The organism is Pseudomonas knackmussii B13 (assembly GCF_000689415.1).
GTDB lineage: Bacteria > Pseudomonadota > Gammaproteobacteria > Pseudomonadales > Pseudomonadaceae > Pseudomonas > Pseudomonas knackmussii.
Genome location: NZ_HG322950.1, coordinates 6,031,293 through 6,056,436 on the forward strand (window position 1 = coordinate 6,031,293; position 25,144 = coordinate 6,056,436).

The following is a 25,144-nucleotide window of genomic DNA, read 5'->3' on the forward strand; positions in this document are numbered from 1 at the left end:
TTTGTAAGTGCTTGATTTTCAAGCTCTTTCAGCGCTTCGTCGCTGGGAGTGGTGCGCATTATAGGGACTTAAAAATGCCCGTCAACGACTTTCTGACACTTTTCTGAAAAACCTGTCCGATCGATCAATTGGTAGCGACAGAAGCGCCTTCGATTTGTCGCTCCTGGCGCAACAGATAGATGCCGACGAGAAGCCCGACCAGGCTCAGTGCGCCTACGTAATAAGCTGGCCCCATCGGGTCCTGCTTCATCAGCAGGGCGACCACCATGGGCGTCAGCCCGCCGAAGATCGCGTAGGCCAGGTTGTAGGAGAAGGACAGGCCGCTGAAGCGGACTACCGGCGGGAATGCCTTGACCATGACATATGGCACGGCGCCGACGATGCCAACGGCCAGGCCGGCGAATGCATATAAAGGGAAGAGCAGGTCGGGATGCTCGTGCAGGCTGCTATAGAAGAGCCACGACGCGCCGCCCAGCAGCAGGCTGCCGCCGATGAAAATGCGCCCCGCACCCAGCCGATCGACCAGGCGGCCGGCAAGGATGCAGCCGCCGGTGAGGAAGACGATGGCCAGGCTATTGGCTTTCAGCGAAGTCGCCGGGCTGATGCCGTAGAGGTTCTGCAGCAGCGACGGGGTCATCAGGATCACCACCACGATGGCCGCCGACAGCAGCCAGGTCAGCAGCATGGAGACCACCACCGCCGGGCGATGCTCGCGCACCACCTTGCCCAGCGGAATCTCGTCGGCCAGCTGCTTGCGTTTCTGCATCTCGGCGAACACCGGCGTTTCGTGCAGCCAGCGGCGCAAGTAGACGGAGAACAGGCCGAAGATGCCACCGAGCAGGAACGGGATGCGCCAGGCGTAGTCCAGCAGCTCGGCCTGGCTGTACAGGCTGTTGATCAGAGTCGCCACCAGCGAACCGATGAGGATGCCCGCGGTCAGACCCGCCGTCAGCGTTCCGCAGGCCAGGCCGATGCTGCGCGCCGGCACATGCTCGGCGACGAACACCCAGGCCCCGGGCACTTCACCGCCAATGGCCGCGCCCTGGACAACGCGCAGCAGCAGCAACGCCAAGGGCGCCCAGATGCCGATCTGCACGTACGTCGGCAGCAACCCCATGAGCAGCGTCGGTACCGACATTAAGAAGATGCTCAAGGTGAACATCTTCTTGCGTCCGAGCAGGTCACCGAAGTGCGCCATGACGATCCCGCCCAGCGGACGCGCGAGGTAACCAGCGGCGAACAGGCCGAATGTCTGCAGCTGGCGCAGCCAGTCGGGCATGTCGGCGGGGAAGAACAGCTTGCCGACCACGGTGGCGAAGAACACGAAGATGATGAAGTCGTAGAACTCCAGCGCACCGCCCAGGGCGGAAAGGGACAGGGTCTTGTAGTCGCTTCGATTGAGCGCTCGAGCTGCAGGCAGGCTGGGGGATGACATGTAGTTGTTCTCGACGGAATGACAGAGTGCGGCGCCGCGCCGCGCGTGCCGCACCATAGCAAATTGCGCAAACCCGACACAGATGGGCCAAACGCGGCATTGCCGGTCGTCGGCAGGGTTGCGCCTCTATATAATGGCCGGCCGGTCCGGAGCCGATCAGAAAGCTGTCCCAAGGTCTTGCGCCGACAGGAATCTTGGGAGAGTTTTTCCCTTATCTACCTCCAGAAACGAGACATCCGGGGCAAGAGGCCCTTCGCCATGATCGAGCTCGAACAAGACGACCCCATCCCCCAGGGCGACCTGGCCCTGCAAATCACCGCGCTGCCGCGCGAGGCCAACGGCTTCGGCGATATCTTCGGCGGCTGGCTGGTGTCGCAGATGGATCTGGCAGGCACCGCAATGGCCAGCCGCATCGCTGCCGGCCGCGTGGCCACGGTGGCGATCGATCGCATGGCGTTCCTGGTGCCGGTAGCGGTTGGCGCGCAGCTGTCGTTCTACACCCAGAGCCTGGAAGTCGGGCGCAGCTCGATCCGCATGCTGGTCGAAGTGTGGAGCGACGATCCGCTGTCCAGCGAATGGCGCAAGGTCACCGAGGCGGTGTTCGTGTTCGTCGCCATCGACGGCAGTGGACGCACCCGTCCGGTTCCGCCGCGTCGCGGCTAAGCCGTCCGCTTCCCAGCCCTCTTCCAGAAAGGAGAGCCTTTGCCGGGCTCTTCTCCTCTATATAAAGAAAGGCGCCTGATGTGGCGCCTTTCTTGTTTCCAACCCTCGACTCAGGCGCGCATCGGCTTGCCGCGCACCGGCGCACCGTTGGCCTTGTAGTAGTCCGCCTTGCTGCGCGGCAGCGGCTGGCGACCGCGGATTCGGTCGGCGATCTTCTCGGCCATCATGATGGTGGTGGCGTTGAGGTTGCCGGTGATGATCAGCGGCATGATCGACGCATCCACCACTCGCAGGCCTTCCATGCCGTGTACGCGGCCCTGGCCGTCGACCACCGCCATGTCGTCCTCGCCCATCTTGCACGAGCAGGAGGGGTGGAAAGCCGTCTCGGCATGCTCGCGGATGAACGCATCCAGCTCGGCATCGGACTTCTTGTCCACGCCCGGGCTCAGCTCACGGCCGCGATAGGGATCCAGCGCCGGCTGATTCATGATCTCGCGGGTGATGCGGATGCCGTCGCGGAACTCCTGCCAGTCCTGCTCGGTGGACATGTAGTTGAAGAGGATGCTCGGGTGCTTGCGCGGGTCGCGCGAGGTCACCTGGATGCGACCGCGGCTCGGCGAGCGCATGGAGCCTACGTGCGCCTGGAAGCCGTGCTCCTTCACCGCGTTGCTGCCGTTGTAGTTAATCGCCACCGGCAGGAAATGGTACTGGATGTTCGGCCACTCGAATTCCGGACGGGTGCGGATGAAGCCGCCGGCCTCGAACTGGTTGCTCGCGCCCAGGCCGGTGCCGAGGAACATCCACTGCGCGCCGATCTGCGGCTGGTTCCACCATTGCAGCGCGGGGTACAGCGAGACCGGCTCCTTGCAGGCGTACTGCAGGTACATTTCCAGGTGGTCCTGGAGGTTCTGGCCGACACCGGGCAGGTCATGCACGACGTCGATGCCCAGATCGCGCAGCACGGCAGCCGGGCCAACGCCCGAGCGCTGCAGCAGCTGCGGAGAAGCGATGGCGCCGGAACAAACCAGCACTTCGCGGCGAGCGCGGACCTGTTTGGGCGTGTTGTCGTTGCCATGCAGGTAGGTCGCACCCACTGCGCGCTTGCCGTTGAACAGGATGCGGTCGGTCAGCGCGTGGGTGACGATGGTCAGGTTCGGGCGGTTGCGCGCCTGGTCCAGGTAGCCGCGTGCGGTGCTGGAGCGGCGACCCTGCGGGGTGACGGTGCGGTCCATCGGGCCGAAGCCTTCCTGCTGGTAGCCGTTGAGGTCCTCGGTGCGCGGATAGCCCGCTTGAACACCGGCCTCGACCATTGCGTGGAACAGCGGATTGTTGCCGGCCTTGGGCGTGGTCACGCTAACCGGGCCGTCGCCGCCGTGGTAGTCGTTGGGGCCGATGTCGCGGGTCTCGGCCTTGCGGAAGTACGGCAGGCAGTCGAGGTAGGTCCAGTCTTCCAGGCCCTTCTCTTTCGCCCAGCCGTCGAAGTCCATGGCGTTGCCGCGGATGTAGCACATGCCGTTGATCAGCGAGGAACCGCCCAGGCCCTTGCCGCGGCCGCACTCCATGCGGCGGTTGTTCATGTAGGGCTCGGGATCGGTGAGATACGCCCAGTTGTAGCGCCGACCTTGCAGCGGGTAGGCCAGCGCCGCGGGCATCTGGGTGCGGAAGTCGGCACGGTAGTCCGGGCCGCCGGCTTCGAGCAGCAGCACGCTGACGTCCGCGTCCTCGGTCAGGCGCGTGGCGAGGACGTTACCGGCCGAGCCGGCACCGATGATGATGTAGTCGAATTCCTGGGTCATGCAGGCCAACCTCTTTTTCTGGGCGCGACACCGCCCGCGACGCATGCGCGCCGGTGTCGGAATCTTGGAAAGGCCGGTCGCTCTGCGACCGGCCGCTCAGGGCTCGATCGCGGCGGTCAGAACACCGAGGCGTAGTCGCCCAGTTCTACCTGCACGGATTTGATCCGAGTGTAATGAGCCAGGGTGGTCAGGCCGTTCTCGCGACCGACGCCGGATTGCTTGTAGCCGCCAACCGGCATTTCCGCGGGCGACTCGCCCCAGGTGTTGATCCAGCAGATGCCGGCTTCCAGGCGGTGGATCACACGGTGGGCGCGGGCCAGGTCCTGGGTCACCACGCCGGCGGCGAGGCCGTACTCGGTGTCGTTGGCGCGGCGGATGGCTTCTTCCTCGGTGTCGTAGACGAGGATGCTCATCACCGGGCCGAAGATCTCTTCGCGGACGATGGTCATGTCGTCAGTGCAGTCGGTGAACACTGTCGGCGCGACGTAGGCGCCCTTGCCGAACTCGCCGTGGGTGACGCGCTCGCCGCCGCAGAGCAGGCGGGCTTTCTGTTCCTTGCCGGCTTCGATGTAGCTGAGCACGCTTTCCATATGCGGGAAGCTGACCAGCGGGCCGAAGTTGGTGTTCTCGTCCTGCGGGCTGCCCAGGCGGATGCGTTTCACGCGCTCGACCACTTTCTCTTCGAAGCGCGCCTGCAGGGCACGCGGGATGAATACGCGGGTGCCGTTGGTGCAGACCTGGCCGGAGCTGAAGAAGTTGGCCATGACCGCGATGTCGGCGGCGCGGTCGAGGTTGGCGTCGTCGAAGATGATCAGCGGCGACTTGCCGCCCAGTTCCATGGTCACTTCCTTGAGCGAGGAGCTGGAGGCGCTGGCCATGACCTTCTTGCCGGTGGAGGTGCCGCCGGTGAAGGAGATCTTCTCGATCAGCGGGTGCTCGGTCAGCCACTGGCCGACTTCGCGGCCGCTGCCGGTGAGGACGTTGAACACGCCATCGGGCAGGCCGGCCTCGGTGTAGATTTCAGCGAGCTTCAGCACGGACAGCGGGGTGACTTCGCTGGGCTTGAAGATCATCGCGTTGCCGGCGGCCAGGGCCGGTGCGGATTTCCACAGGGCGATCTGGATCGGGTAGTTCCAGGCGCCGATGCCTGCGACCACGCCCAGCGGTTCGCGGCGGGTGTAGACGAAGCTGGTTTCGCGCAGCGGGATCTGCTCGCCTTCGATGGCCGGGACCAGGCCGGCGTAGTACTCGAGCACGTCGGCGCCGGTGACGATGTCGACGTTGCGGGTTTCGGCCAGCGGCTTGCCGGTGTCGAGGGTTTCCAGCTCGGCGAGTTCGTCATTGCGCTGGCGGAGGATTTCCACGGCGCGGCGCAGGATGCGCGAGCGCTGCATGGCGGTCATTGCCGCCCAGACTTTCTGGCCCTCGACGGCGCTCTGCACGGCGCGCTCGACGTCTTCCTTCGAGGCGCGCTGGACCTGCGCGAGGACTTCCCCATTGGCCGGGTTGATGGTCTCGAAAGTGGCGCCGCTGGTGGCCTCCACGTAGCGACCACCGATGTAGAGCTTCTGTACGTCGAATCGAGCCATGGGGTTGTTGTCCTCTCTTATAGGTCGTTGCAGCACGTAAGGCCGCGCCCGCTATCCGGTGCGCTTGGCCAGTTGTTGGTCGAGATACTCGTAGGCGATAGCCAGGGCCTGGTCGGTGTCGAACGCGTCGCCGGAAAGCGCGCCACGCAGCCACAAGCCGTCGATCAGCGCGGCCAGCCCGCGAGCGGCGGTGCGCGCCTGCTTCAGTGGCAGCTCGCGACGCAGCTCGCAACACAGGTTGGAATACAGCCTGTGGTCGTTGATCCGTTGCAGCCGGCGCAACGCCGGCTGGTGCATGCTGCTGGCCCAGAACGCCAGCCAGGTCTTCATGGCCGGGCCGTTGACCTGGCTGTTGTCGAAGTTGCCAGCGACTATCGCCCGCAGGTGGGCACGCGCATCGTCGGTTCGCAGGCTAGCGCGACGTTCGCGCACAGCCTTGCTCAAAGCCGACATCAGATGCCGCATCGTCGCCTCCAGGAGTCCGTTCTTGTCCTGGAAGTAGTGGCTGATGATGCCGTTGGAGACCCCCGCCAGGCGGGCGATCAGGGCGATGCTGGCGTCGCTCATGCCAACCTGGTCCACCGCCTCTAGCGTGGCGTGGATCAGTTGGGAACGGCGAATCGGCTGCATACCGACCTTGGGCATTGGTTTCTCTCCTCACGCGGGGCGCGACTGTGCCGCCCGGCGTCGATGATGTGGGTCAGTCTATTTTGTTTTTATTGAACGTTCAATCAACTAAGAATAAGCTGCGCTCCGTGAACTGCTCCGTGCCTTGCGTGCAACCGGGCCCGAGCCGTTCAGCTGCGCGCCGCGCAAAGGCACAAGGATCGCAGAATCCGGCCTCCAAGTGGCGCGACGGCAATGCTGTGTCTGTGGTTCGCGGCTCGACGTCCAGCCAAAAGCACCGGTCGCCGGCCGCCATGCGTTCACTGCCATGGGGTCTCCCGAAAAATGAGTTCTGCTTCGCCAACAAAAACAAACGAGCAGGTCCGTCTGAATCCAACCGTGTTCTTCGGCTCCACCGCCCTGATCCTGGTTCTGACCGCCGCCCTTATCCTCTTCCCCGACAGCGCCGGCGCCGCGCTGGCCCGCACCCAGGCCTGGCTGTCGCACAGCTTTGGCTGGTACTACATGCTGGCCATTGGTTCCTATCTGTTCTTCGTGGTCTGGATCGCCTTCTCGCGCTTCGGCACGCTGAAGCTCGGCGCCGACCATGACAAACCCGATTTCAGCTACGGCGCCTGGGCCGGCATGCTGTTTTCCTCGGGCATCGGCATCTCGCTGCTGTACTTCGCAGCATCCGAGCCGCTCGACCATCTGTACAACCCGCCCGAAGGCACACCCGGCACCGCCCAGGCGGCACGCCAGGCGCTGCAGCTGACCTTCCTCCACTGGGGCGTGCACGGCTGGGCGATCTACGCCCTGGTCGGCCTGGCCGTCGGCTACTTCGCCTACCGCCACCGCCAGCCGCTGGCGCTGCGCTCGGCGCTCTACCCGATCCTCGGCGAACGCTGGGTGAAGGGTGCGGCGGGCCACGCGGTGGATATCTTCGGCATCTTCGTCACCCTGCTCGGCCTGGTCACCAACCTGGGGATCGGCGCGCTGCAGGTGTCGTCCGGACTGGAATACCTGACCGGCATGGAGCACTCCAAGACCACCCTGCTGATCGTGCTGCTGGTGATGAGCCTGGTAGCCACCCTGGCGGCGGTCTCGGGTATCGAGAAGGGCATCCGCCGGCTGTCCAACCTGAACATCATCCTGTTCAGCTCGCTGCTGGTGTTCGTGCTGGCCTGCGGCTCGACCCTGGAGCTGCTCAACGGCTTCGTGCAGAACCTCGGCGACTACCTCAACGGCCTGGTGCTGAAGACCTTCGACCTCTACGTCTACACCGGTGGCGGCGCCGCCAAGAGCGAAGAGTGGCTGGGCCTGTGGACCCTCTTCTACTGGGCCTGGTGGATCTCCTGGGCGCCCTTCGTCGGCATGTTCGTCGCGCGCATCTCGCGTGGCCGCACCGTCCGCGAGCTGGTCTGCGGGGTGATGCTGATCCCGCTGGGCTTCACCCTCGCCTGGCTCTCGGTGTTCGGCAACAGCGCGCTGGACCTGGTGATGAACCACGGCGCCGCCGACATCGGCAAGGCCGCGCTGGAGCAGCCGTCGATGTCCATCTACCTGCTGCTGGAGCATTACCCGCTGGCCAAGATCGTGATCGGCGTGTCGATCTTCGTCGGCTTCGTGCTCTTCCTCACCCCGGCCGATTCCGGTTCGGTGATGCTGGCCAACCTGTCGCGCCAGGGCGGCGACCTCGACGAGGACGCGCCCAACTGGCTGCGCATCCTCTGGTCGGTGATCGTCACGCTGGTGACCATCGGGCTGCTGTTCGCCGGCAACTTCACCGCCATGCAGACCGTGGTGGTGCTGGCCGGCCTGCCCTTCTCGGCGGTGCTGATCCTCTTCATGTTCGGCCTCTACAAGGCCATGAGCGCCGACTACGAGCGCCTGTACGGCCACGCCCGGCCGGTCGCGCGCCCTGCCGAGCTGAACGCCGTCGGCTGACCAACTGCTCCCCGGTGGCGTCCCGCCCGACGCCACCCGCCTGCCCCCAGGGGCAGGCCCCTTTGCCCGGCCCAGCGCCGGGCTTTCTTTTTCTGGCGCAGACTGAGGTGAACTTCCCTTCCGTGGAGAAGCCATGCTCTCGCCCCCACCCAACTGGTGCCTGGTGCGCCTGGACGACAACGGCAACCGCTTCGTCATGCGCCGCGGCCTGACCCGCGAGGAAGCCGAGGCCCTGGCGCGCGACTACCAGGCGCGCGGGCACAAGCAGACGTATTGGGCGGAGCCGGAGGAGATCTCCCCTCCCCCGTAGGAGCGGGCCATGCCCGCGATCGCGCGCATGGCGCGCTCCTACAACGAGCTCAAGCCCCAGGTCTTGCGCAGGGCCTTAAGCGCCTCGGCGATTTGCGCCTCCGGAACAGCGGCGAAGCCCAGGACCAGGCCGGCGCGCTCGTCCGGATGCTCCGCCGATTCCGGCAGCCAGTAGTCGCTCAGCGCGTTGACCTCGACGCCAGCCTGCAGCGCACGCTCCACCAGCCAGCGTTCGCGCTCGCGACTCTCCACGCGCACACAGAGATGCAGGCCCGCCTCCACCGTCGGCATAGGCGCGCAGCCGGGTACCTCGGGCCAGCCGCGTAGAAGGGCATCGCGCCGGGCACGGGCAGCCCGGCGCATGCGCCGTACGTGGCGCTGGAAATGCCCTTCGGCGATGAAGTCGGCCATCACCCGCTGGGTGCCGACCTCGGAATGCCGGACATCGAGCGCGCGACGGCGGGCGAAGGCTTCAGCCAGGGCCGGCGGCACGACCAGGTAGCCCAGGCGCATGGCGGGGAAGGCGATCTTGCAGAAGGTGCCGACGTAGAGCACGCGGTCCTGGCGATCCAGCGCGGCCAGCGGCATCAGCGGGGTGCCGCTGTAGCGGTACTCGCCGTCGTAGTCGTCCTCGACTATCCAGCCGCCGCTGCGCTCGGCCCATTCCAGCAGTTCCAGGCGCCGCGCCAGGGACAGGGTGACGCCCGTGGGGTACTGGTGCGAAGGCGTGACGTAGACCAACCGGCAATCCGGCAGCTGCTGCAGGCGTTCGGTCTGGAAGCCGTCGGCATCCACCGGCACGCCATGCAAGCGCGCGCCTGCAGTGGCGAAGGCATGACCCGCCGCGCGATAGCCGGGATTCTCGATGGCCACGCCATCTCCCTCGCCCAGCAGCACCTGGGCGCAGAGCGCGATGCCCTGCTGCGCACCGCTGGTGATGATCACCTGCCCGGCCTCGCAATGCAGGCCACGCGAGCCGCGCAGGTAGGCGGCGACCAGCTCACGCAGGCGCCACTCTCCGGCGGCGTCGCCATAACCCAGGCAATCGGCCGGCGGGTTGCGCCAGAAGCGCGCCTGCAAGCGCGCCCAGGTCTCGAAGGGGAACAGGTCGAAGGCCGGCACGCCGACGCGGAAGGCCCGAGGCGCCCCGCTCGGCGGCTTCGGCAGATGGTGCTTCTGCAAGCGCTCCAGCGAGGCCACTTCCGGCACCCGACGGACCTGCGGCACCGGCACGCTCGGCGGTTGCACGCGCTCGGCAACGTAGGTCCCGTCGCCGGTGCGCCCCTCGATGTAGCCTTCGGCGTAGAGCTGCTCATAGGCGCGTACCACGGTATTGCGCGAGACACCGAGCGCGGCGGCCAGGTCGCGGCTGGCCGGCAGGCGCGAGCGGGCGCCGAGGCGGCCGTCGAGGATGCGCTCGCGCAGGGCCTGGAACAGCTGCACGCCCAGGCCTTGGGCGGGGTCGAGGCGGATACCGGAGGGGTCGAAGGGCAGCGGGACGCTCATGGCAGGCTCCAAAAATGGCTCCATGAATTGGACCATGAATGGATCTTTAGCGGAACCAATTACCCCTCTAGTCTGAAATGGACTTCAGACCACAAGGCCGCACCCCATGACCGCTCCTCTCGAAATCCGCGCCGTCAGCGCCGACGACCACGCCGCCTGGCTGCCGCTCTGGCAGGGCTACCAGCGCTTCTACAAGACCAGCATCGACGAAGCCACCACAGCCCTCACCTGGCAGCGCTTCCTCGACCCGGCCGAACCCATGCACGCCGCCCTCGCCTGGCGCGATGGCAAGGCCATCGGCATGGTCCACTACATCTTCCACCGCTCCTGCTGGACCCAGGGCGACTACGTCTACCTGCAGGACCTGTACGTCGACGAGAACCTGCGCGGTGGCGGCGTCGGCCGCGAGCTGATCGAGCACGTCTACGCCATGGCGCGCGCCGCCGGCGCCTCGCGGGTGCACTGGCTGACCCACGAGAGCAACACCGACGCCATGTTCCTCTACGACCGGATCGCCGACCGCTCCGGCTTCGTCCAGTACCGCAAGATCCTCTGACCGGAGAAGCGCCATGACCGACTCGCACCCGCTGCTGCACTGGCAACCGGTATCCGCTCCGGCCCACGAGCCAATCAAAGGCCGCTACCTGGACCTGGAGCCACTGGACCTCGCGCGCCACGGCAACGACCTCTGGGACGCGCTGCAAGGACCGGAGTCCGACGCGCTGCTGTGGGACTACCTGCCCTACGGCCCCTTCCCCGGGCGCGCCGCCTTCGACGCCTGGATCGCCGGCAACGCCGCCAGCGCCGACCCGCAGTTCTACGCCGTGCGCGAACGCCGGAGCGGGCGCGTCACCGGCCTGCTCAGCTTCCTGCGCATCACCCCCAAGGACGGCGTGATCGAGATCGGCCACATCGCCTTCGGCCGCGTCATGCAGCGCAGCCCGGCCTCCACCGAGGCGGTCTACCTGCTGGCCAAGCGCGCCTTCGACCTGGGCTACCGCCGCCTGGAATGGAAGTGCAACTCGCGCAACGCCCGTTCCATGCGCGCGGCGGAGCGCCTGGGCTTCGTCTACGAGGGCACCTTCCGCCAGCACATGGTGGTCAAGGACCAGAACCGCGACAGCGCCTGGTTCTCCATCCTCGACAGCGAATGGCCGGTGCGCCAGGCCGCCTTCGAGCAGTGGCTCGCGCCGGAAAACTTCGATGCCGAAGGCCGGCAGAAACGCGGCCTGGAAACGCTGCGCGGCGCCTGAAAAAAGCCTTTTCGGGGAACTGCCAGGCCGCAAGGGGATCGGTGATACTGAATCCTTTCCCCTTGCTGTGCCGGAGGCCCCCATGAGCAGCGCATACACCACACCCCGCGTCGAACAGCTGACGATCGACGAGCTGCCCTGCTGGCGCATCCACACCGAATTCGGCGAAGCACTGATCGCCCAGCAGGGCGCCCAGATGCTCAGCTACCAGCCCCACGAACAGCCGCCGCTGGTGTGGCTCAGCGAACAGGCCGAGTACAAGCATGGGCAATCGCTGCGCGGTGGCGCGCCGGTGTGCTGGCCCTGGTTCGGCGACCTCGCGCGCAACCCGGTGCAAGTACGCACCGAATTCGACGGCGAGAAAGCCCCTGCCCACGGCCTGGTGCGCGGCATCGACTGGCAACTGGAAGACATCGCCGACGAACAGGGCGCGCTCTCCGTGCACTGGAAATTCGACGCCCACCACGGCCTGCCGGGCTGGCCGCACGCGGCGGAACTGAGCCTGGTGATGCGCTTCGGCGAACGCCTGGGCCTGGAGCTGACCACCCGCAACCTCGGTGACAAGCCGCTGGCCGTGAGCCAGGCGCTGCACACCTACTTCGCCGTCAGCGACAGCCGCGAGATCAGCATCGACGGCCTGCAGGGCTGCCGCTACATCGAGACCCTGGAGAACTGGGAGGAACGCCGCCAGGACGGCGTGGTGCGCATCGAGGGCGAAACAGACCGCATCTACCTCGACGTCGACCGCACCCTGGTGATCCGCGATCCGCAGTGGCAGCGCGGCATCCACATCCAGGCCAGCCACTCGCGCTCGGCGGTGGTGTGGAACCCCTGGGTGGACAAATCCCAACGCCTCTCGCAGTTCGCCAACGACGCCTGGCAGGACATGCTCTGCATCGAGACAGCCCGGGTCTGGGACGATGTACTGAACGTCGCGCCGGGACGCAGCGAGACCATGAGCGTGGAGATCTGGAGCGCGCCGCTGTCGGCCTGACAGCCACGCCGCATCCTTGTAGGAGCGCGCCATGCGCGCGAATCGCGGCCATGGGCCGCTCCTACAGGGAACCTCGGTGCGTCGAGGTTCGCGGACAAGGTCCGCTCCTACGGGGGCGGTGCCTTTACAGGTCGCTGTCCTGCACCGCCCGCACCTTGGCGTCGTCCATCGCGTAGGCCGCATCGGCCATGTCGTTGCTGACCTTCTCCACCTTCAGCGTGCCGGTCACCCAGTACGGGCTGTAGATGTCGTCGATCTTGATGCCCTTGGGGTAGCGCACCAGCACGATCTGGTTCGGCGGCGGCGGCGGTACGTGGATGCAGGCGCCCGGGTAGGGCACCAGGAAGAACTCGGTGACGCGGCCCTTGGCATCGTTGGCCAGCGGCACCGGGTAGCCGCCCAGGCGGATCTGCTTGCCGTCCAGCGCGGCGACCGTCTTGGTCGAGTACATCACCGGCGCGAGTTTGCCCTTCTGCTTCAGGCCGCCCTTCTTCTGGGTGAAGGTACCGGCGGACTCGGGGCTGTTGTGGTCGATGTCCGGCATCGCCTCCAGCGCCTTGCGGTCGCTGGGCGGCATCAGCTGCAGCCAGTCGGTTTCCGGGAGGTCGGCGGCATGGGCCAGGCCGGTGAGCAGCGCCAGGCTGCAAGCGATGAGGATACGACGCATGAAAACGGCTCTCGGGCGCCGCGAGGGGGCCCATGCAACGAATGGATGAGAAAAGACTTCACCACCCGCCTCCCCGGGCGGGCAGGCGGTAAATCGGCGCACATTCTTGAAGATCGGTGGGCAAATGACCAGCGCCAGGCGCGTTGCCCGCCGACCGACAGGCGTGGCTCAGCTCTTCTTCAGGCTGTTGTAGATCACCAGCAGGATCACGGCACCGACCACCGCGCCAATGAAGCCGGCGGTCTGTCCGGCCTGGTAGATGCCCACGGCCTGGCCGCCGTAGGTGGCCAGCAGCGAGCCGCCGATACCGATCAGGATGGTCATGATCCAGCCCATGCTGTCGTCGCCCGGTTTCAGAAAACGGGCGATGAGGCCGACGATCAGGCCGATGACGATGGTTCCGATGAAGCCCATGGCATTCCCTCCTGTGAATGGACGCGCCCGACGGCGCGCCCCTTTCAGACAGTGTAGGAAAGCCCGACGTTCAACGTAGGAGATCGAGAAAAGACCTCCGTCGCCGTCAGCCCTTGGCGATCAGTGCCTCGACCTCGGCGATGCGCGCCTTCAGGGTCGGCAGGTCGGCGCTGCGCAGGGTGGCGTGGCCGACCTTGCGCCCGGCCTTGAAGGCCTTGCCGTAGTGATGCAGGTGGCAGTCGGCGATGTTCAGCACCTCGGCCACCGGCGGCACTTCGCCGATGAAGTTGAGCATGGCGCTCTCGCCCACCTTGGCGGTGGAGCCCAGCGGTAGGCCGGCGATGGCCCGCACATGGTTCTCGAACTGGCTGCACTCGGCGCCTTCGATGGTCCAGTGCCCGGAGTTGTGCACGCGCGGGGCGATCTCGTTGGCCTTCAGGCCACCGTCGACCTCGAAGAACTCGAAGGCCAGCACACCGACGTAGTCCAGCTTGTCCAGCACGCGGCCGACGTAGTCCTCGGCCAGCGCCTGCAGCGGGTGCTCGGAGCTGGCGACGGACAGGCGCAGGATGCCGTTCTCGTGGGTGTTGTGCACCAGCGGGTAGAAGCGCGTCTCGCCGTCGCGGGCGCGTACCGCCACCAGCGAGACTTCGCCGGTGAAGGGCACGAAGCCTTCGAGGATGCAGGGCACGCTGCCCAGTTCGGCGAAGGCGCCGACCACGTCCTCGGGCTTGCGCAGGACCTTCTGGCCCTTGCCGTCGTAGCCCAGGGTGCGGGTCTTCATCACCGCCGGCAGGCCAATGCTGGCCACCGCGGCGTCGAGATCAGCCTGCGACTGCACGTCGGCGAAGGCCGGGGTCGGGATGCCCAGGTCCTTGAACATGGACTTCTCGAACCAGCGGTCGCGGGCGATGCGCAGGGCTTCGGCGCTCGGGTAGACCGGCACGAACTGCGAGAGGAAGGCCACGGTCTCGGCCGGCACGCTCTCGAACTCGAAGGTCACCAGGTCGACTTCGTCGGCCAGCTGGCGCAGGTGGTCCTGGTCGCCGTAGTCGGCGCGGATGTGCTCGCCCAGGGCCTGGGCGCAGGCATCCGGCGCCGGATCGAGGAAGGCGAAGTTCATGCCCAGCGGGGTACCCGCCAGGGACAGCATGCGGCCGAGCTGGCCACCACCGATGACACCGATTTTCATGTTCGAGCCTGTGCTTCCTAACGCTGTTCAGGGCCGCCCGGCCGGGCAGCCGTTGCTCACGCTTCGCGCGGGTCCGGGTTGTCCAGGACCATGTCGGTCTGGGTCGTGCGGAATTCCTTCAGCGCCACGTGGTACTTCGGATACTTGCCGCCGAGGATGCTCGCCGCCAGCAGAGCGGCGTTGGTCGCGCCGGCCTTGCCGATGGCCAGGGTGGCGACCGGGATGCCCGCGGGCATCTGCACGATCGACAGCAGCGAATCGACGCCCGAGAGCATGGACGACTGGACCGGCACGCCGAGCACCGGCAGGTGGGTCTTGGCCGCGCACATGCCCGGCAGGTGGGCGGCACCGCCGGCACCGGCGATGATCACCTCGATGCCACGGCCTTCGGCCTCTTCGGCGTACTGGAACAGCAGGTCGGGAGTGCGGTGGGCGGAAACCACCTTCACTTCGTAGGGAATGCCCAGCTTGTCCAGCATGTCCGCGGTGTGACTGAGGGTGCTCCAGTCGGACTTGGAGCCCATGATCACGCCAACCAGTACGCTCATCATCGTGCCTCTAGGTAGTGCGCTCGGGTGCGCGTCAAAAACCAACAAGCCACGCAATCCGGACCCGGGCGTGGCTTGTACATGGACGAACCGACGAGCGGGGTCGGTTCGGAGGCGGCGCAGTATACCGCAAGCCCGCGCCGTTCGTGGAGTCCGCGCGTCAACCGTTGAGCAGGCCGGGATATCGGCGAATCGCCGCGGACTTGCGTCAGCTCAATGAGTGGTCTGGGCTCATGGGTCCAGACTGGAACGATCCTGCGGTGCAGCCGGTTTTCGCCCGCTTCTCGTTTGTTCGCACAAGGAGAGCACGCATGTCCACGACCCTGCCACAAACCATGAAAGCCGCGGTGGTACACAGCTTCGGCGCGCCGCTGCGCCTGGAAGAAGTCATGGTGCCACTGCCCGGCCCCGGCCAGATCCTGGTGAAGATCGAGGCCTCCGGCGTCTGCCACACCGACCTGCACGCCGCCCAGGGCGACTGGCCGGTGAAGCCGAGCCTGCCGTTCATTCCCGGCCACGAGGGCGTCGGCTTCGTCGCCGCGGTGGGCGCCGGGGTGACCCGCGTGAAGGAAGGCGACCGCGTCGGCGTGCCCTGGCTGTACACCGCCTGCGGCTGCTGCGAGCACTGCCTGACCGGCTGGGAAACCCTCTGCACCCACCAGCAGAACACCGGCTACTCGGTGAACGGCGGCTATGCGGAATATGTGCTGGCTGACCCCAACTTTGTCGGCATCCTGCCGAAAAATGTCGGCTTCCTCGAAATCGCCCCGATTCTTTGCGCCGGCGTCACCGTGTACAAGGGTCTGAAGGAAACCAAGGCCCGGCCCGGCCAGTGGGTGGCGATTTCCGGCATCGGCGGCCTCGGCCACGTAGCCGTGCAATACGCCCGCGCCATGGGCCTGCACGTGGCGGCCATCGACGTCGACGACGCCAAGCTGGAACTGGCGCGCAAGCTCGGCGCCACGCTGACGGTCAACGCGAAGAAAGAAGACCCGGTCGAAGTGCTCCAGCGCGACATCGGCGGCGCCCACGGTGTGCTGGTCACGGCGGTGTCCAACAGCGCCTTCGGCCAGGGCATCGGCATGGCCCGCCGCGGCGGCACCATCTCCCTGGTCGGCCTGCCGCCAGGCGACTTCCCCACGCCGATCTTCGACGTGGTGCTCAAGGGCCTGCACATCACCGGCTCCATCGTCGGCACACGCGCGGACCTGCAAGAGGCCATCGACTTCGCCGGCGAAGGCCTGGTGAAAGCCACGGTCAGCTCGGACAAGCTCGACAACATCAACGCCATCTTCGACAAGATGAAGGCCGGGCAGATCGAGGGGCGGATCGTCGTTGAGATGTAGGCCCAAGCTCTTGTAGGAGCGAGCTTGCTCGCGAACCCGCGTGGCATGGCGCTATCTGGGAGAACACCCGCTCCCTGACCCTCTCCCTGAAGGGAGAGGGGACCGTTCGGTGCGCTCGGGGATCCCAGCGTCAGCCGGCAGCTCCAGCGTTTCCAGCTAAAGCCGTTATCGACGCTGGCACTGACTGCTCCCTCTCCCTTCAGGGAGAGGGCTGGGGAGAGGGGCGGCGTCGCACTGAGCACCGAGCCTTCCGGGAGAACGCCCCCCCCTCAGAACCCCACCGTAGCCGACACCTCGAACTGCCGCGGCTCGCCCACTGCCACGTAGTAGGTATTGGCTGCCGACGGGTAGTAGGTGCGGTCGAAGAGGTTCTTCACGTTGAACTGGAACCCCACGTCATGCCCGCCGAGCCGGGTGTCGTAGCTGGCGAAGGCATCGGCCACCGTGTAGGACGGCAGCTCGAAGGAGTTGGCCGGGTCGCCCGCGCGCTTGCCGACGTAGCGGGCGCCGCTGCCCAGGCGCAGCTTGTCGCCACCGAAGATCGAGCCGGCGTCGTACACCGCCGACAGCGAGGCGGTCTGCTTGGCCACGTTCTGCAGGCGGTTGCCTTCCAGCTCCGGGTCCTCGGTGACTTCCGCGTCGAGCCAGGCGTAACTGCCAATCAGGCTCCAGCGCTCGCTGAGCTGGCCCGCCAGGTCCAGTTCCGCGCCGTAGGAGCGCACCTTGCCGGCGGTGCGCACGACGGTGTCGCCATTGCTGTCGAGCTGGTTGACCAGCACGTTGCGCTTGCGGATATCGAACAGCGCCAGGTTGCCGCTGAAACGCTCGGGCATGTCGAGTTTTGCGCCGATCTCCCAGGAAGTGGCCTCCTCCGGCTGGATCGACGAGTCGATCACCTGGCCGGTGGAAAGCGGCGCGATGGTCGAGTTGGGCTTGAACGACTTCGTGTAGCTGCCATACAGCGACAGCTCATCGTCGATCTTGTAGACCACGCCGGCGCGCGGCACCCACTTCTGCCCGTTGATGTCGGTGTTGGCCTGGAACGGCCGCCCACGTCCGGCGTACTGGTCGTACATCTGGTAGCGCCCGCCGGCGACCAGGATCCAGTGTTCGTCGAGGTGCCAGGAATCCTGCAGGAACAGCGAATCGCTGCGCAGCTTGTCGGTCTGGTCGCTGTCGCTGGCGCTGACCGTCGTGGCCGGTGCTACCTGGCCGTAGACCGGGTCGTTGTAGTCCAGCGTATTGGTCCTGGTGCTGCGGATCAGGTCGGCGCGGAAGATCTTGCGCTTCTCGCTGTCCACGCCCAGCAGCAGCTCGTGGCGAAAGCCGCCCCATTGCAGGTCGCCGTTGAGCCCGGCGGTGGCGAAGCTGTCGCTGCTGACCGCGCCGTGGGTGCCATCCACGCGGCGGGTGACGGTGCCCTTGCTGCTATTAACGGCGGTCACCCGCGCCTGGTTGTCATCGTAGGTTTCGCGGGTCCAGCCGTAGGCGAAATGCGCCTTCCACTGCTCGTCGAGCTGGTGCTCGATGTCCAGGCGGGTCAGGTCGGAGCGGCCCTCGGTGATGTTGAAGGGCTCGTCCAGGCGCCGCGTGCGCGGGATGTCCAATGGCTTGTTGGTGCGCGGGTCGATGGCCGTGCCGCGATCGAAGGGCGTCTTGAACTCGCGATGCTCGTAGCTGAGGTTCACCGTGGTGGCGTCGCCGTACCAGGCGAGCGAAGGCGCCACCAGGGTTTCGCGCTGCTGGCCGAAGTCGCGCCAGTAGTTCTCGTCCTGCTGGTCGACGATCAGCCGATAGGCCAAACCCGAATCGCCCAGCCCGCCGGTAGTGTCGAGCTGACCGCCGCTGCCCTGCTTGCCGTGGGCATAGGTCGAGCCGCGCAGGGTGACTTCGTTGTGCTGCTCCAGCTGCGGCTTCTTGCTGACCACGTTGACCACCCCGCCCGGGTCCTGGATGCCGTAGAGCAGCGAGGCCGGGCCCTTCAGCACCTCCACATGGTCGGCGCTGGCGGTGAGGTTGCGGCCCAGCACCGAAGGCAGGCCGTCGCGCATGATCGAGCCGTCGCGGTTGTCGCCGAAGCCACGCTTCATCACCGCGTCCTGGGTGCCGCCGAGGGTGTTGGCCTGGGTGATGCCGCTGACATTGCCGAGGGCGTCGTCGAGGTTGCGCGGCTTCTGGTCGCGCAGCACCTGCTCCGGCACGCTGACGATGCTCTGCGGGGTCTCCAGCACCGGCGTGTCGCTGCGGCCGATGGCGCTGACCGGCGCCGGCAGGTAGCCCTGCGCTTCGGCCTGCGCGGAAACCGTGGTCTCGCCCAGGTTCAGGGCGTCGCCGGGAATGCGTTCCAGGGTCAGGCTGCGGCCATCGAGAGCGCGGTAGCGCAGGCCGGAGCCGCTCAACAGATGCTCCAGTGCCTCGGTGGCGCTGTACTGGCCGCGCAACGCCGGCGCCTGGACGCTGTAGGGCGCTTCGTCGCTGTAGACCAGGCTCAGCCCGGTGACGCGGCTGAAAGCACCCAGCGCCTGGGGTAGAGGCTGTGCCGGCAAATCGAAGGCGAAGCGCGCCTCGAACTGCGCACCGGGCTGGGCCGCGCTCGACGGCAACGCGGCAGCGCCGGCCAGGGCGCTGAACAGCGCCAGCGCGAGGGGTTTCAGGGGCAGTGCGGGACGACGGGACGGCTGCGCTTTCATGGGGCTCTCGGTGGGCGAAAGGGAAACAACAACTGCGAATAAATCGCATTCATACCCACTACACGGAGCAGCCCACGAAGTACCTCAGCAACCAACGAAGAATTTTTCAGGTGCTCAGCGAATCAGCACCCAACGCCCGAGCCAATGCTGCTGGCGGAAGCCGACCACCGCTTGCAGCGCATCCAGCGCGGCCTGCGGGTCGCCACTGGGGAAGCTGCCGCTGACCCGGCGCTGCGCCAGCTCGCCATCGAGCAGCAGGATGCGTCCCGGGTAGTAGGGCGCCAGACGCTCCAGCACCTCGCCCAGGGGCACGCGGTAGAAGTTCAGCCAGCCCTGGCGCCAGGCCAGCGCGGCGCGGCTGTCGGCGCTTTCCGGCGTGCCCAGTTGCGCCGCGAAGGCCACCTGCTCGCCAGCGCCGAGCACCACTTCGGGCGCGCCGGCAGCCCGGCTGGCGCGCACGGCGACGCGTCCCTCGGCCACGGTGACGCGGGTCTGCTCGCCCAGCCGGCGGACTTCGAACTCGGTGCCCAGCACCTGCGCCTCGCCTTCTCCCACGCACACCACGAAAGGCTTGGACAGGTGCTTCACGGCGAAGGAAGCAGCGCCGCGCAACAGCTCGACACGGCGCGTGTGGCCATGGAGGGACACCGCCACCGCGCTGTCGGCGTCGAGGGTCAGTTGCGAACCGTCCGCCAGCGTCAGTTCGCGCACTTCTCCGGGCGCGCTGACGTAGTCGGCGGACAGGTCGGTCAGCCAATGCCCCGGCGTCCACCAGCCACCGGCCCAGAGCATCGCGAGCAGGCAGGCGGCGCTGGCGAGCGGGTAAACCCAGCGCCGGGGATTGCTGCGGCGGCGCTGCGGCGCTCGCTGCATGGCGTTGAGATAGCCCTGCAAGGCATCCGCCTCTTCCGCCGCCAGGGCCTGCGCCGGGTGCTCGCAGGCACGCCAGAGTGCTTCGGCCTCGGCGTAGGCCGGTGCATGTGCCGGATCGGCTTCCAGCCAACGCTGAAACTCGGCGACGCCCTGCCCCGCCTCTTCGCGCCGGCGCAGCAGCCACTGCCGCGCTTGCTGCCGGGCAGCCGGGGGAATCAGGGTATCAGGCGTCATGGTCGGTGGCTCCGCGGCGGGGCGCCGCTGCGGCGGGCTCCAGGCTCGCCTTGCAGGCGTCGAGGGCGCGCATCATATGTTTTTCCACCGCGCTGCGGGTGACGCCCATGGCCTCGGCGATCTCGCCGTAGGTGCGGCCATGCACGCGGCTGAGCAGGAACACGTGACGGGTGCGCTCGGGCAGCGCTCGCAACGCAGCCTCGATGCGCGCCAGTTCGGCGCCAGCCTGCACCGCCTGTTCCGGGGAAGGTTGCGCCTCGCCCTCGTCGGGCAGCAGTGCGCTCAGGGTGCGCCCGCGCGAGTCCTCGCCGCGCAGGTGGTCGATGGCCAGGTTGCGCGCGCTGCGCAGCAGGTAGCTACCCAGCTCCTCCACCGGCGCCTGCGGGCGCTTCCAGAAGCGCAGGAACAGCTCCTGGACCAGGTCCGCAGCCGTCGCCCGGCAGCCGACGCGGCGCTGCACCAGGGCCTCCAGGCGCGGTCGCTGGCTGAGGAACACGCGCAGGAAGTCCTCGCGCTGCGCCGTATCACCGGACGCCGTCGAATCGGCCAGCGGCCGGACGGGGAGTTCGTGGTTGGACATCGGGGGACTGCAGGCTCGCCAGGGGCCGCGCCGGACTGGCGCTGGGAGAGGCCCGGGAAAGGCGCGAATGATAATGCTTATCAAGTAAACCTGTCAGTCCCCGGAGCGACTCAGGCTGTCTCGCCCAGCCCCAGCCCGCCTTCCAGCTTGCGCCAGAGCAGGCGGATCTGCGCCTTCTTCACCAGTGCGCAGCGGTACAGGCGGATCTCCTGCGGCACGATCCAGTGCGGGCCGCCGCATACGGCCAGCTCGCCGCGCGCCAGCTCCGACTCCATGCTCAGGCGCGGCACCCAGGCCACGCCCATTCCCTGCAAGGCCATACTTTTTAGGCTGTCGGCCATCGCCGTCTCGTAGACCGTGGTGTAGCGCAGGTTGCGCTGGCGCAGCAGCAGGTTGACGCCGCGGCCGAGGAAGGCGCCGGCGCTATAGGCCAGCAACGGCACGCTCTGGCCACCGTCGAGGTCGTACAACGGCACGCCGCCGGAATTCACCGCGCACACCGGCAACATCTCGGTGCGGCCCAGGTGCAGAGAGGGGAAGACTTCCGGGTCCATCTGCAACGCGGCGTCCGGGTCGTAGAACGCCAGCATCAGGTCGCAGCCGCCTTCGCGAAGCAGGTGCACCGCCTCGCCGACGTTGGTCGCGACCAAACGGCTGGCGATATTCAGCCCTTCGTTGCGCAGGCGCGCGATCCAACTGGGGAAGAAGCCCAGCGCCAGCGAGTGCGCGGCGGCGAACTGCAGCACTTCGCCCTGCCCGCCCTCCAGGTGATGCAGGTGGCGCACGACCTGGCCGAGCTGCTCGACCACCGCCCGCGCGGTGACCAGGAACAGCTGCCCGGCCTCGGTCAGCTCGATGGGCGTGCGCTGGCGGTTCACCAGGGTCAGGCCGAGGGCGTCTTCGAGGCTGCGGATGCGCCGGCTGAACGCCGGCTGCGTGACGAAGCGTTTTTCCGCCGCCTGGGAGAAACTGCGGGTGGTGGCGAGGACGCTGAAATCCTCCAGCCATTTGGTTTCCAGGTTCACGTCGGTTCCTCTCGCGCAGGCGGGGCGGTCTTGATCGATTGGTCAGATGAAGAGCGGGCACGCGTAGCATGCCGACACGCTCGCCGTCATCAGGTCGTCACAGAATACATTATGCCGATTGTGCATGAGGCAGCTTCCAACAGCATTGGCCGACAATCGGCGTAATCCTTAGTCTTATGGGCATCGCGGCGCTGGCCGTGTCCTCCTGAGACAAAACACGTCATGTCCCCTGTTGCATCGTTCCGCATCGAGAAAGACCTCCTCGGCACCCTCGAAGTACCTTCTGACGCCTACTACGGCATTCAGACCCTGCGCGCTGTGAACAACTTCCGCCTGACCGGTGTGCCGCTGTCGCACTACCCGAAACTGGTCGTCGGGCTGGCGATGGTCAAGCAGGCCGCGGCCGATGCCAACCACAAGCTGGGTCACCTGTCGGACGAGAAGCACGCCGCCATCAGCGAAGCCTGCGCTCGCCTGATCCGCGGTGACTTCCACGACCAGTTCGTGGTGGACATGATCCAGGGCGGTGCCGGTACTTCCACCAACATGAACGCCAACGAAGTGATCGCCAACATCGCCCTCGAAGCGATGGGTCACGCCAAGGGCGAGTACAAGTACCTGCACCCGAACAACGACGTGAACATGGCGCAGTCGACCAACGACGCGTACCCGACCGCCATTCGCCTGGGCCTGCTGCTCGGCCACGACACCCTGCTGGCCAGCCTCGACAGCCTGATCCAGGCGTTCGCTGCCAAAGGCAAGGAGTTCGCCCACGTACTGAAGATGGGTCGTACCCAGCTGCAGGACGCCGTACCCATGACCCTCGGTCAGGAATTCCAGGCCTTCGCCACCACCCTGGGCGAAGACCTCGACCGCCTGCGCCGCCTGGCTCCGGAACTGCTGACCGAAGTGAACCTCGGCGGCACCGCCATCGGCACCGGCATCAACGCCGACCCGGGCTACCAGAAGATCGCCGTCGAGCGCCTGGCAGCCATCAGCGGCCACCCGGTCGTCCCGGCCGCCGACCTGATCGAAGCCACCTCCGACATGGGCGCCTTCGTGCTGTTCTCCGGCATGCTCAAGCGCACCGCGGTCAAGCTGTCGAAGATCTGCAACGACTTGCGCCTGCTCTCCAGCGGCCCGCGCACCGGCATCAACGAGATCAACCTGCCGGCTCGCCAGCCGGGCAGCTCGATCATGCCGGGCAAGGTCAACCCGGTGATCCCGGAAGCGGTCAACATGGTCGCCTTCGAGATCATGGGCAACGACCTGGCGCTGACCATCGCTGCCGAAGGCGGCCAGCTGCAGCTGAACGTGATGGAGCCGCTGATCGCCTACAAGATCTTCGACTCGATCCGCCTGCTGCAACGCGCCATGGACATGCTGCGCGAGCACTGCATCACCGGCATCACCGCCAACGTCGAGCGCTGCCACCAGCTGGTGGAGCACAGCATCGGCCTGGTCACCGCGCTCAACCCGTACATCGGCTACGAGAACGCCACCCGTATCGCCAAGACCGCGCTGGAAACCGGCCGCGGCGTCCTGGAACTGGTGCGCGAGGAGAAGCTGCTGGACGAGGAAACCCTGGCGGACATCCTGCGCCCGGAGAACATGATCGCTCCGCGCCTGCTCCCGCTCAGCGCCTGATACACCGCCCGGCGCGAGCCGGGCACGTCTCACCGGTCGGAGAGCAGTACCCGCTCTCCACCCTTCAGGGTCGGGTCACCCCCCTTCCCTTCTTTTATGCCCGGCGCGACGGGTTCACCCGAAGCGCCACGTCTCACCGGTCGAGAGGACATTCAGCCCTCTCTCCATTCACGGGGATGCCACGGAAGTGGTGTCCCCTTTTTTTGTCTGCGATTTGGTGGCGAATAACCGCGAACGGTCATACGCCCAACACCCAGCCATGCCTCCGGCTCCGGCTCCGGCTCTTGAGACTTCCAGAGAAACCTCCGAGCACGCCGAACGCCCCTTTCAGAAGGCCGAGCGAAACCCCCGTAGAGGAGGTCGGGCGACATGGATGTCGCACAAGCCCCGATTTGTACAGGGACGTACTTTCGGGGCGGGCCTCCGGTGCGGGGGAGTTCGTGAGGGTAGCCCGGCTTCATCGGGCCCGTATGGTGGGGCACAGACCTTTGCCTACTTTGGGCCGGGGTGGCGTCCCACCGCTTGCCAAAGTAGGTCGCCCGAGGGGGCGAAACAAAAGACATCCACAAACGCCAATGCGGCGCGCTACGCCGGACAAGACGCTTGGCCCCCCATTTACGAAAAAGGCATTTATAGCCCTGTGTGTATGCGCCGCTTCGGCGTGCTCGGATGTTTCTTGTTTCGCCCCCTCGGGCGAGTCACTTTCTCAAACGCCAGAAAGTAACCAAAGCGCCGGAGGCCGCCCCGACAGTACGTCCCTGTACTGATCGTGGCTTTTGCGACATCCATGTCGCGCAACCTCCTCTGCGAGGGCTTAGCTCGGCCTTCTGTAAGGGGCAGTCCGGAGTGCGCGGACGTTTCTCTGGAAGTCCCAAGAGCGAAGCGCGCTTACGCTTTCGTAGGAGCGGACCTTGTCCGCGAATCGCGCGAACGGCGCGCTCCTACAGGCCGGAATCGGTGCTGGGATTTTCGCGGATGAGATCCGCTCCTACGGGGGCCGAAGCGGGTGGCGTAGGGGGATAACCGCGAAGCGGTTATCCGCCATGCCGAGACGCGGGGGTCAATCCTGCGACTGCAGGTGCGCGAGGATGCGCCGGTTGAGGGCGGTCAGGCGTTGCACCGCCTCGCCCTCGTCGCCCTCGTCCTCGCGCGGCGCCAGCTGGCGCGCGCAGAGGTTCAACGCGCTGAGCAGCAACAGCTCGTTGGCGGTGACGTAGGGGAATTTCTGCTTGTTGGCGGAGATTTCCGCCTGCAGCAATGCGGCGGCCTCCTGCAGGGCGCCCTCCTCGCCGGCCGGCGCCTTGACGCTGTACTCGCGGCCGAGGATGCGCAGGACGCGCACGCCGTCGTTCTTCATGCGCTGGCGCGGCTATCGCTGACGCGCTGGACCAGGGCCTGCAGGCGCACGGCGGTGGCGCTGTGCTTCTCTTCCTGTTCCATCAGTTGCAGCTGCAGGGCGTCGTTTTCTTCGCTGGCCTTGCCCAGGCTGTCGCGCAGTTGCGCGTTGTCGTTGGCCAGTTGCTGGTTCTGCTGCAGCAGCTCAGCCACCAGGGTTTCGAGCTGTTCGATTGTGCTGTCGAGCATGGGAGTCTCCGAGGCCGTTTGAAAGGTCGCGGAGGATAAAGAAAAGCACCCGTTCCGGCCAGGGAAAATCACGTTTTCCGGACGGAAAGTATGCTGTCAATTCAATGGCTTAGACGCGATTTTTCGCGCCATTTCAACCACATGGCGACGTAGGATGGCGTTGAGCGAAGCGAAACCCATGCTGCAACGAGCGCCGTGCCGAATTGGACATCTGGATAGGTTCACGACCTGTCCAAATACAACCGT

At 66.6% G+C, this 25,144-nt stretch carries 23 protein-coding genes; 8 read left to right on the forward strand and 15 right to left on the reverse strand.

Translation table 11 applies throughout. The features are described 5' to 3' along the window. Positions 1–124: 124 nt before the first annotated feature. Positions 125–1,435: an MFS transporter gene (locus PKB_RS28105; RefSeq protein ID WP_043256540.1), complete on the reverse strand. Its 1,311-nt coding sequence runs from the start codon at positions 1,433–1,435 to the stop codon at positions 125–127. A gap of 258 nt (positions 1,436–1,693) precedes the next feature. On the opposite strand from PKB_RS28105, the gene PKB_RS28110 reads away from it, so the two are divergent. Beyond that, positions 1,694–2,098, forward strand: coding sequence for an acyl-CoA thioesterase (locus tag PKB_RS28110; protein WP_043256541.1), 405 nt, complete (start codon positions 1,694–1,696; stop codon positions 2,096–2,098). A 110-nt stretch (positions 2,099–2,208) separates the two neighbouring features. Here the strand turns inward: PKB_RS28110 and betA are convergent, their stop codons facing one another. The 3 genes from betA to betI all read right to left on the reverse strand — a co-directional run bounded on the left by betA (position 2,209) and on the right by betI (position 6,128). Continuing rightward, entirely contained in the window at positions 2,209–3,894 is a 1,686-nt protein-coding gene (gene betA, locus PKB_RS28115) for a choline dehydrogenase (RefSeq protein WP_043256543.1), read from the reverse strand. Between the two features lie 116 nt (positions 3,895–4,010). Beyond that, the gene (betB, locus tag PKB_RS28120; RefSeq protein ID WP_043256544.1) at positions 4,011–5,483 is read right to left on the reverse strand and encodes a betaine-aldehyde dehydrogenase; all 1,473 of its coding nucleotides are present in this window, start codon (positions 5,481–5,483) and stop codon (positions 4,011–4,013) included. A gap of 51 nt (positions 5,484–5,534) precedes the next feature. After that, positions 5,535–6,128 carry a transcriptional regulator BetI gene (gene betI, locus PKB_RS28125; protein WP_043256546.1) on the reverse strand — a complete coding sequence of 198 codons (594 nt, stop codon included), beginning with the start codon at positions 6,126–6,128 and terminating at the stop codon, positions 5,535–5,537. A 360-nt stretch (positions 6,129–6,488) separates the two neighbouring features. On the opposite strand from betI, the gene PKB_RS28130 reads away from it, so the two are divergent. Together PKB_RS28130 and PKB_RS29940 are read left to right on the forward strand one after the other, a co-directional pair. After that, the gene (locus tag PKB_RS28130; RefSeq protein ID WP_043256548.1) at positions 6,489–8,036 is read left to right on the forward strand and encodes a BCCT family transporter; all 1,548 of its coding nucleotides are present in this window, start codon (positions 6,489–6,491) and stop codon (positions 8,034–8,036) included. A gap of 133 nt (positions 8,037–8,169) precedes the next feature. Continuing rightward, positions 8,170–8,346, forward strand: a complete 177-nt coding sequence (locus PKB_RS29940; RefSeq protein ID WP_167333381.1) for a hypothetical protein — start codon at positions 8,170–8,172, stop codon at positions 8,344–8,346. 38 nt (positions 8,347–8,384) lie between these two features. Here PKB_RS29940 and pdxR read toward each other — a convergent pair whose 3' ends face one another. Continuing rightward, the gene (gene pdxR / locus PKB_RS28135) at positions 8,385–9,851 is read right to left on the reverse strand and encodes a MocR-like pyridoxine biosynthesis transcription factor PdxR (RefSeq protein WP_043256550.1); all 1,467 of its coding nucleotides are present in this window, start codon (positions 9,849–9,851) and stop codon (positions 8,385–8,387) included. A 106-nt stretch (positions 9,852–9,957) separates the two neighbouring features. On the opposite strand from pdxR, the gene PKB_RS28140 reads away from it, so the two are divergent. From PKB_RS28140 to PKB_RS28150, 3 genes are all read left to right on the forward strand, one after another. Then, positions 9,958–10,407: a GNAT family N-acetyltransferase gene (locus tag PKB_RS28140; protein WP_043256551.1), complete on the forward strand. Its 450-nt coding sequence runs from the start codon at positions 9,958–9,960 to the stop codon at positions 10,405–10,407. 13 nt (positions 10,408–10,420) lie between these two features. Beyond that, positions 10,421–11,104, forward strand: coding sequence for a GNAT family N-acetyltransferase (locus PKB_RS28145; protein ID WP_043256559.1), 684 nt, complete (start codon positions 10,421–10,423; stop codon positions 11,102–11,104). Positions 11,105–11,186: 82 nt separating this feature from the next. Further along, complete coding sequence (locus PKB_RS28150) at positions 11,187–12,098, forward strand: D-hexose-6-phosphate mutarotase (protein WP_043256561.1); 912 nt, start codon at positions 11,187–11,189, stop codon at positions 12,096–12,098. Between the two features lie 124 nt (positions 12,099–12,222). Here the strand turns inward: PKB_RS28150 and PKB_RS28155 are convergent, their stop codons facing one another. The 4 genes from PKB_RS28155 to purE form a co-directional block, all read right to left on the reverse strand. After that, the gene (locus tag PKB_RS28155) at positions 12,223–12,765 is read right to left on the reverse strand and encodes a DUF3299 domain-containing protein (RefSeq protein ID WP_043256562.1); all 543 of its coding nucleotides are present in this window, start codon (positions 12,763–12,765) and stop codon (positions 12,223–12,225) included. 168 nt (positions 12,766–12,933) lie between these two features. After that, complete coding sequence (locus PKB_RS28160; RefSeq protein ID WP_043256563.1) at positions 12,934–13,179, reverse strand: GlsB/YeaQ/YmgE family stress response membrane protein; 246 nt, start codon at positions 13,177–13,179, stop codon at positions 12,934–12,936. Positions 13,180–13,285: 106 nt separating this feature from the next. After that, the gene (locus PKB_RS28165) at positions 13,286–14,371 is read right to left on the reverse strand and encodes a 5-(carboxyamino)imidazole ribonucleotide synthase (RefSeq protein ID WP_043256564.1); all 1,086 of its coding nucleotides are present in this window, start codon (positions 14,369–14,371) and stop codon (positions 13,286–13,288) included. A 56-nt stretch (positions 14,372–14,427) separates the two neighbouring features. Beyond that, the gene (gene purE, locus PKB_RS28170; protein WP_043256566.1) at positions 14,428–14,919 is read right to left on the reverse strand and encodes a 5-(carboxyamino)imidazole ribonucleotide mutase; all 492 of its coding nucleotides are present in this window, start codon (positions 14,917–14,919) and stop codon (positions 14,428–14,430) included. A gap of 311 nt (positions 14,920–15,230) precedes the next feature. Between purE and adhP the strand changes: the two genes are divergently transcribed. Continuing rightward, positions 15,231–16,265, forward strand: coding sequence for an alcohol dehydrogenase AdhP (gene adhP, locus PKB_RS28175; protein ID WP_043256567.1), 1,035 nt, complete (start codon positions 15,231–15,233; stop codon positions 16,263–16,265). 269 nt (positions 16,266–16,534) lie between these two features. Here the strand turns inward: adhP and PKB_RS28180 are convergent, their stop codons facing one another. The 4 genes from PKB_RS28180 to PKB_RS28195 form a co-directional block, all read right to left on the reverse strand. After that, positions 16,535–18,955, reverse strand: coding sequence for a TonB-dependent siderophore receptor (locus PKB_RS28180; protein WP_043256570.1), 2,421 nt, complete (start codon positions 18,953–18,955; stop codon positions 16,535–16,537). A gap of 114 nt (positions 18,956–19,069) precedes the next feature. Then, entirely contained in the window at positions 19,070–20,062 is a 993-nt protein-coding gene (locus PKB_RS28185) for a FecR family protein (RefSeq protein ID WP_043256572.1), read from the reverse strand. Beyond that, on the reverse strand, positions 20,052–20,642 hold the full coding sequence (locus PKB_RS28190) for an RNA polymerase sigma factor (RefSeq protein ID WP_043256578.1): 591 nt from the start codon (positions 20,640–20,642) through the stop codon (positions 20,052–20,054). Before PKB_RS28190 ends, PKB_RS28185 begins: the two co-directional genes overlap by 11 nt. A 110-nt stretch (positions 20,643–20,752) precedes the next feature. Further along, positions 20,753–21,667, reverse strand: coding sequence for a LysR substrate-binding domain-containing protein (locus PKB_RS28195; protein WP_043256579.1), 915 nt, complete (start codon positions 21,665–21,667; stop codon positions 20,753–20,755). A gap of 222 nt (positions 21,668–21,889) precedes the next feature. On the opposite strand from PKB_RS28195, the gene aspA reads away from it, so the two are divergent. Then, positions 21,890–23,314, forward strand: coding sequence for an aspartate ammonia-lyase (gene aspA, locus PKB_RS28200; protein WP_043256580.1), 1,425 nt, complete (start codon positions 21,890–21,892; stop codon positions 23,312–23,314). A 1,060-nt stretch (positions 23,315–24,374) separates the two neighbouring features. On the opposite strand, the gene zapA is transcribed toward aspA, so the two are convergent. After that, a complete protein-coding gene (gene zapA, locus PKB_RS28205; RefSeq protein ID WP_043256581.1) occupies positions 24,375–24,671 on the reverse strand; it encodes a cell division protein ZapA in 297 nt (98 codons plus the stop codon). Next, positions 24,668–24,898 (reverse strand): hypothetical protein, encoded by a 231-nt coding sequence (locus PKB_RS28210; RefSeq protein ID WP_043256583.1) that lies wholly within the window; start codon positions 24,896–24,898, stop codon positions 24,668–24,670. Before PKB_RS28210 ends, zapA begins: the two co-directional genes overlap by 4 nt. Positions 24,899–25,144 lie beyond the last annotated feature (246 nt).

Coding starts and splice junctions, on each gene's coding strand:
- betA (WP_043256543.1), bottom strand. CDS start 3,894: ATGACCCAGGAATTCGACTACATCATCATCGGTGCCGGCTCGGCCGGT.
- PKB_RS28180 (WP_043256570.1), bottom strand. CDS start 18,955: ATGAAAGCGCAGCCGTCCCGTCGTCCCGCACTGCCCCTGAAACCCCTC.
- PKB_RS28105 (WP_043256540.1), bottom strand. CDS start 1,435: ATGTCATCCCCCAGCCTGCCTGCAGCTCGAGCGCTCAATCGAAGCGAC.
- PKB_RS28140 (WP_043256551.1), top strand. CDS start 9,958: ATGACCGCTCCTCTCGAAATCCGCGCCGTCAGCGCCGACGACCACGCC.
- pdxR (WP_043256550.1), bottom strand. CDS start 9,851: ATGAGCGTCCCGCTGCCCTTCGACCCCTCCGGTATCCGCCTCGACCCC.
- PKB_RS28185 (WP_043256572.1), bottom strand. CDS start 20,062: ATGACGCCTGATACCCTGATTCCCCCGGCTGCCCGGCAGCAAGCGCGG.
- PKB_RS28150 (WP_043256561.1), top strand. CDS start 11,187: ATGAGCAGCGCATACACCACACCCCGCGTCGAACAGCTGACGATCGAC.
- adhP (WP_043256567.1), top strand. CDS start 15,231: ATGTCCACGACCCTGCCACAAACCATGAAAGCCGCGGTGGTACACAGC.
- betI (WP_043256546.1), bottom strand. CDS start 6,128: ATGCCCAAGGTCGGTATGCAGCCGATTCGCCGTTCCCAACTGATCCAC.
- betB (WP_043256544.1), bottom strand. CDS start 5,483: ATGGCTCGATTCGACGTACAGAAGCTCTACATCGGTGGTCGCTACGTG.
- PKB_RS28210 (WP_043256583.1), bottom strand. CDS start 24,898: ATGCTCGACAGCACAATCGAACAGCTCGAAACCCTGGTGGCTGAGCTG.
- PKB_RS28110 (WP_043256541.1), top strand. CDS start 1,694: ATGATCGAGCTCGAACAAGACGACCCCATCCCCCAGGGCGACCTGGCC.
- purE (WP_043256566.1), bottom strand. CDS start 14,919: ATGAGCGTACTGGTTGGCGTGATCATGGGCTCCAAGTCCGACTGGAGC.
- PKB_RS28165 (WP_043256564.1), bottom strand. CDS start 14,371: ATGAAAATCGGTGTCATCGGTGGTGGCCAGCTCGGCCGCATGCTGTCC.
- PKB_RS28190 (WP_043256578.1), bottom strand. CDS start 20,642: ATGTCCAACCACGAACTCCCCGTCCGGCCGCTGGCCGATTCGACGGCG.
- PKB_RS29940 (WP_167333381.1), top strand. CDS start 8,170: ATGCTCTCGCCCCCACCCAACTGGTGCCTGGTGCGCCTGGACGACAAC.
- PKB_RS28145 (WP_043256559.1), top strand. CDS start 10,421: ATGACCGACTCGCACCCGCTGCTGCACTGGCAACCGGTATCCGCTCCG.
- PKB_RS28160 (WP_043256563.1), bottom strand. CDS start 13,179: ATGGGCTTCATCGGAACCATCGTCATCGGCCTGATCGTCGGCCTCATC.
- zapA (WP_043256581.1), bottom strand. CDS start 24,671: ATGAAGAACGACGGCGTGCGCGTCCTGCGCATCCTCGGCCGCGAGTAC.
- PKB_RS28155 (WP_043256562.1), bottom strand. CDS start 12,765: ATGCGTCGTATCCTCATCGCTTGCAGCCTGGCGCTGCTCACCGGCCTG.
- aspA (WP_043256580.1), top strand. CDS start 21,890: ATGTCCCCTGTTGCATCGTTCCGCATCGAGAAAGACCTCCTCGGCACC.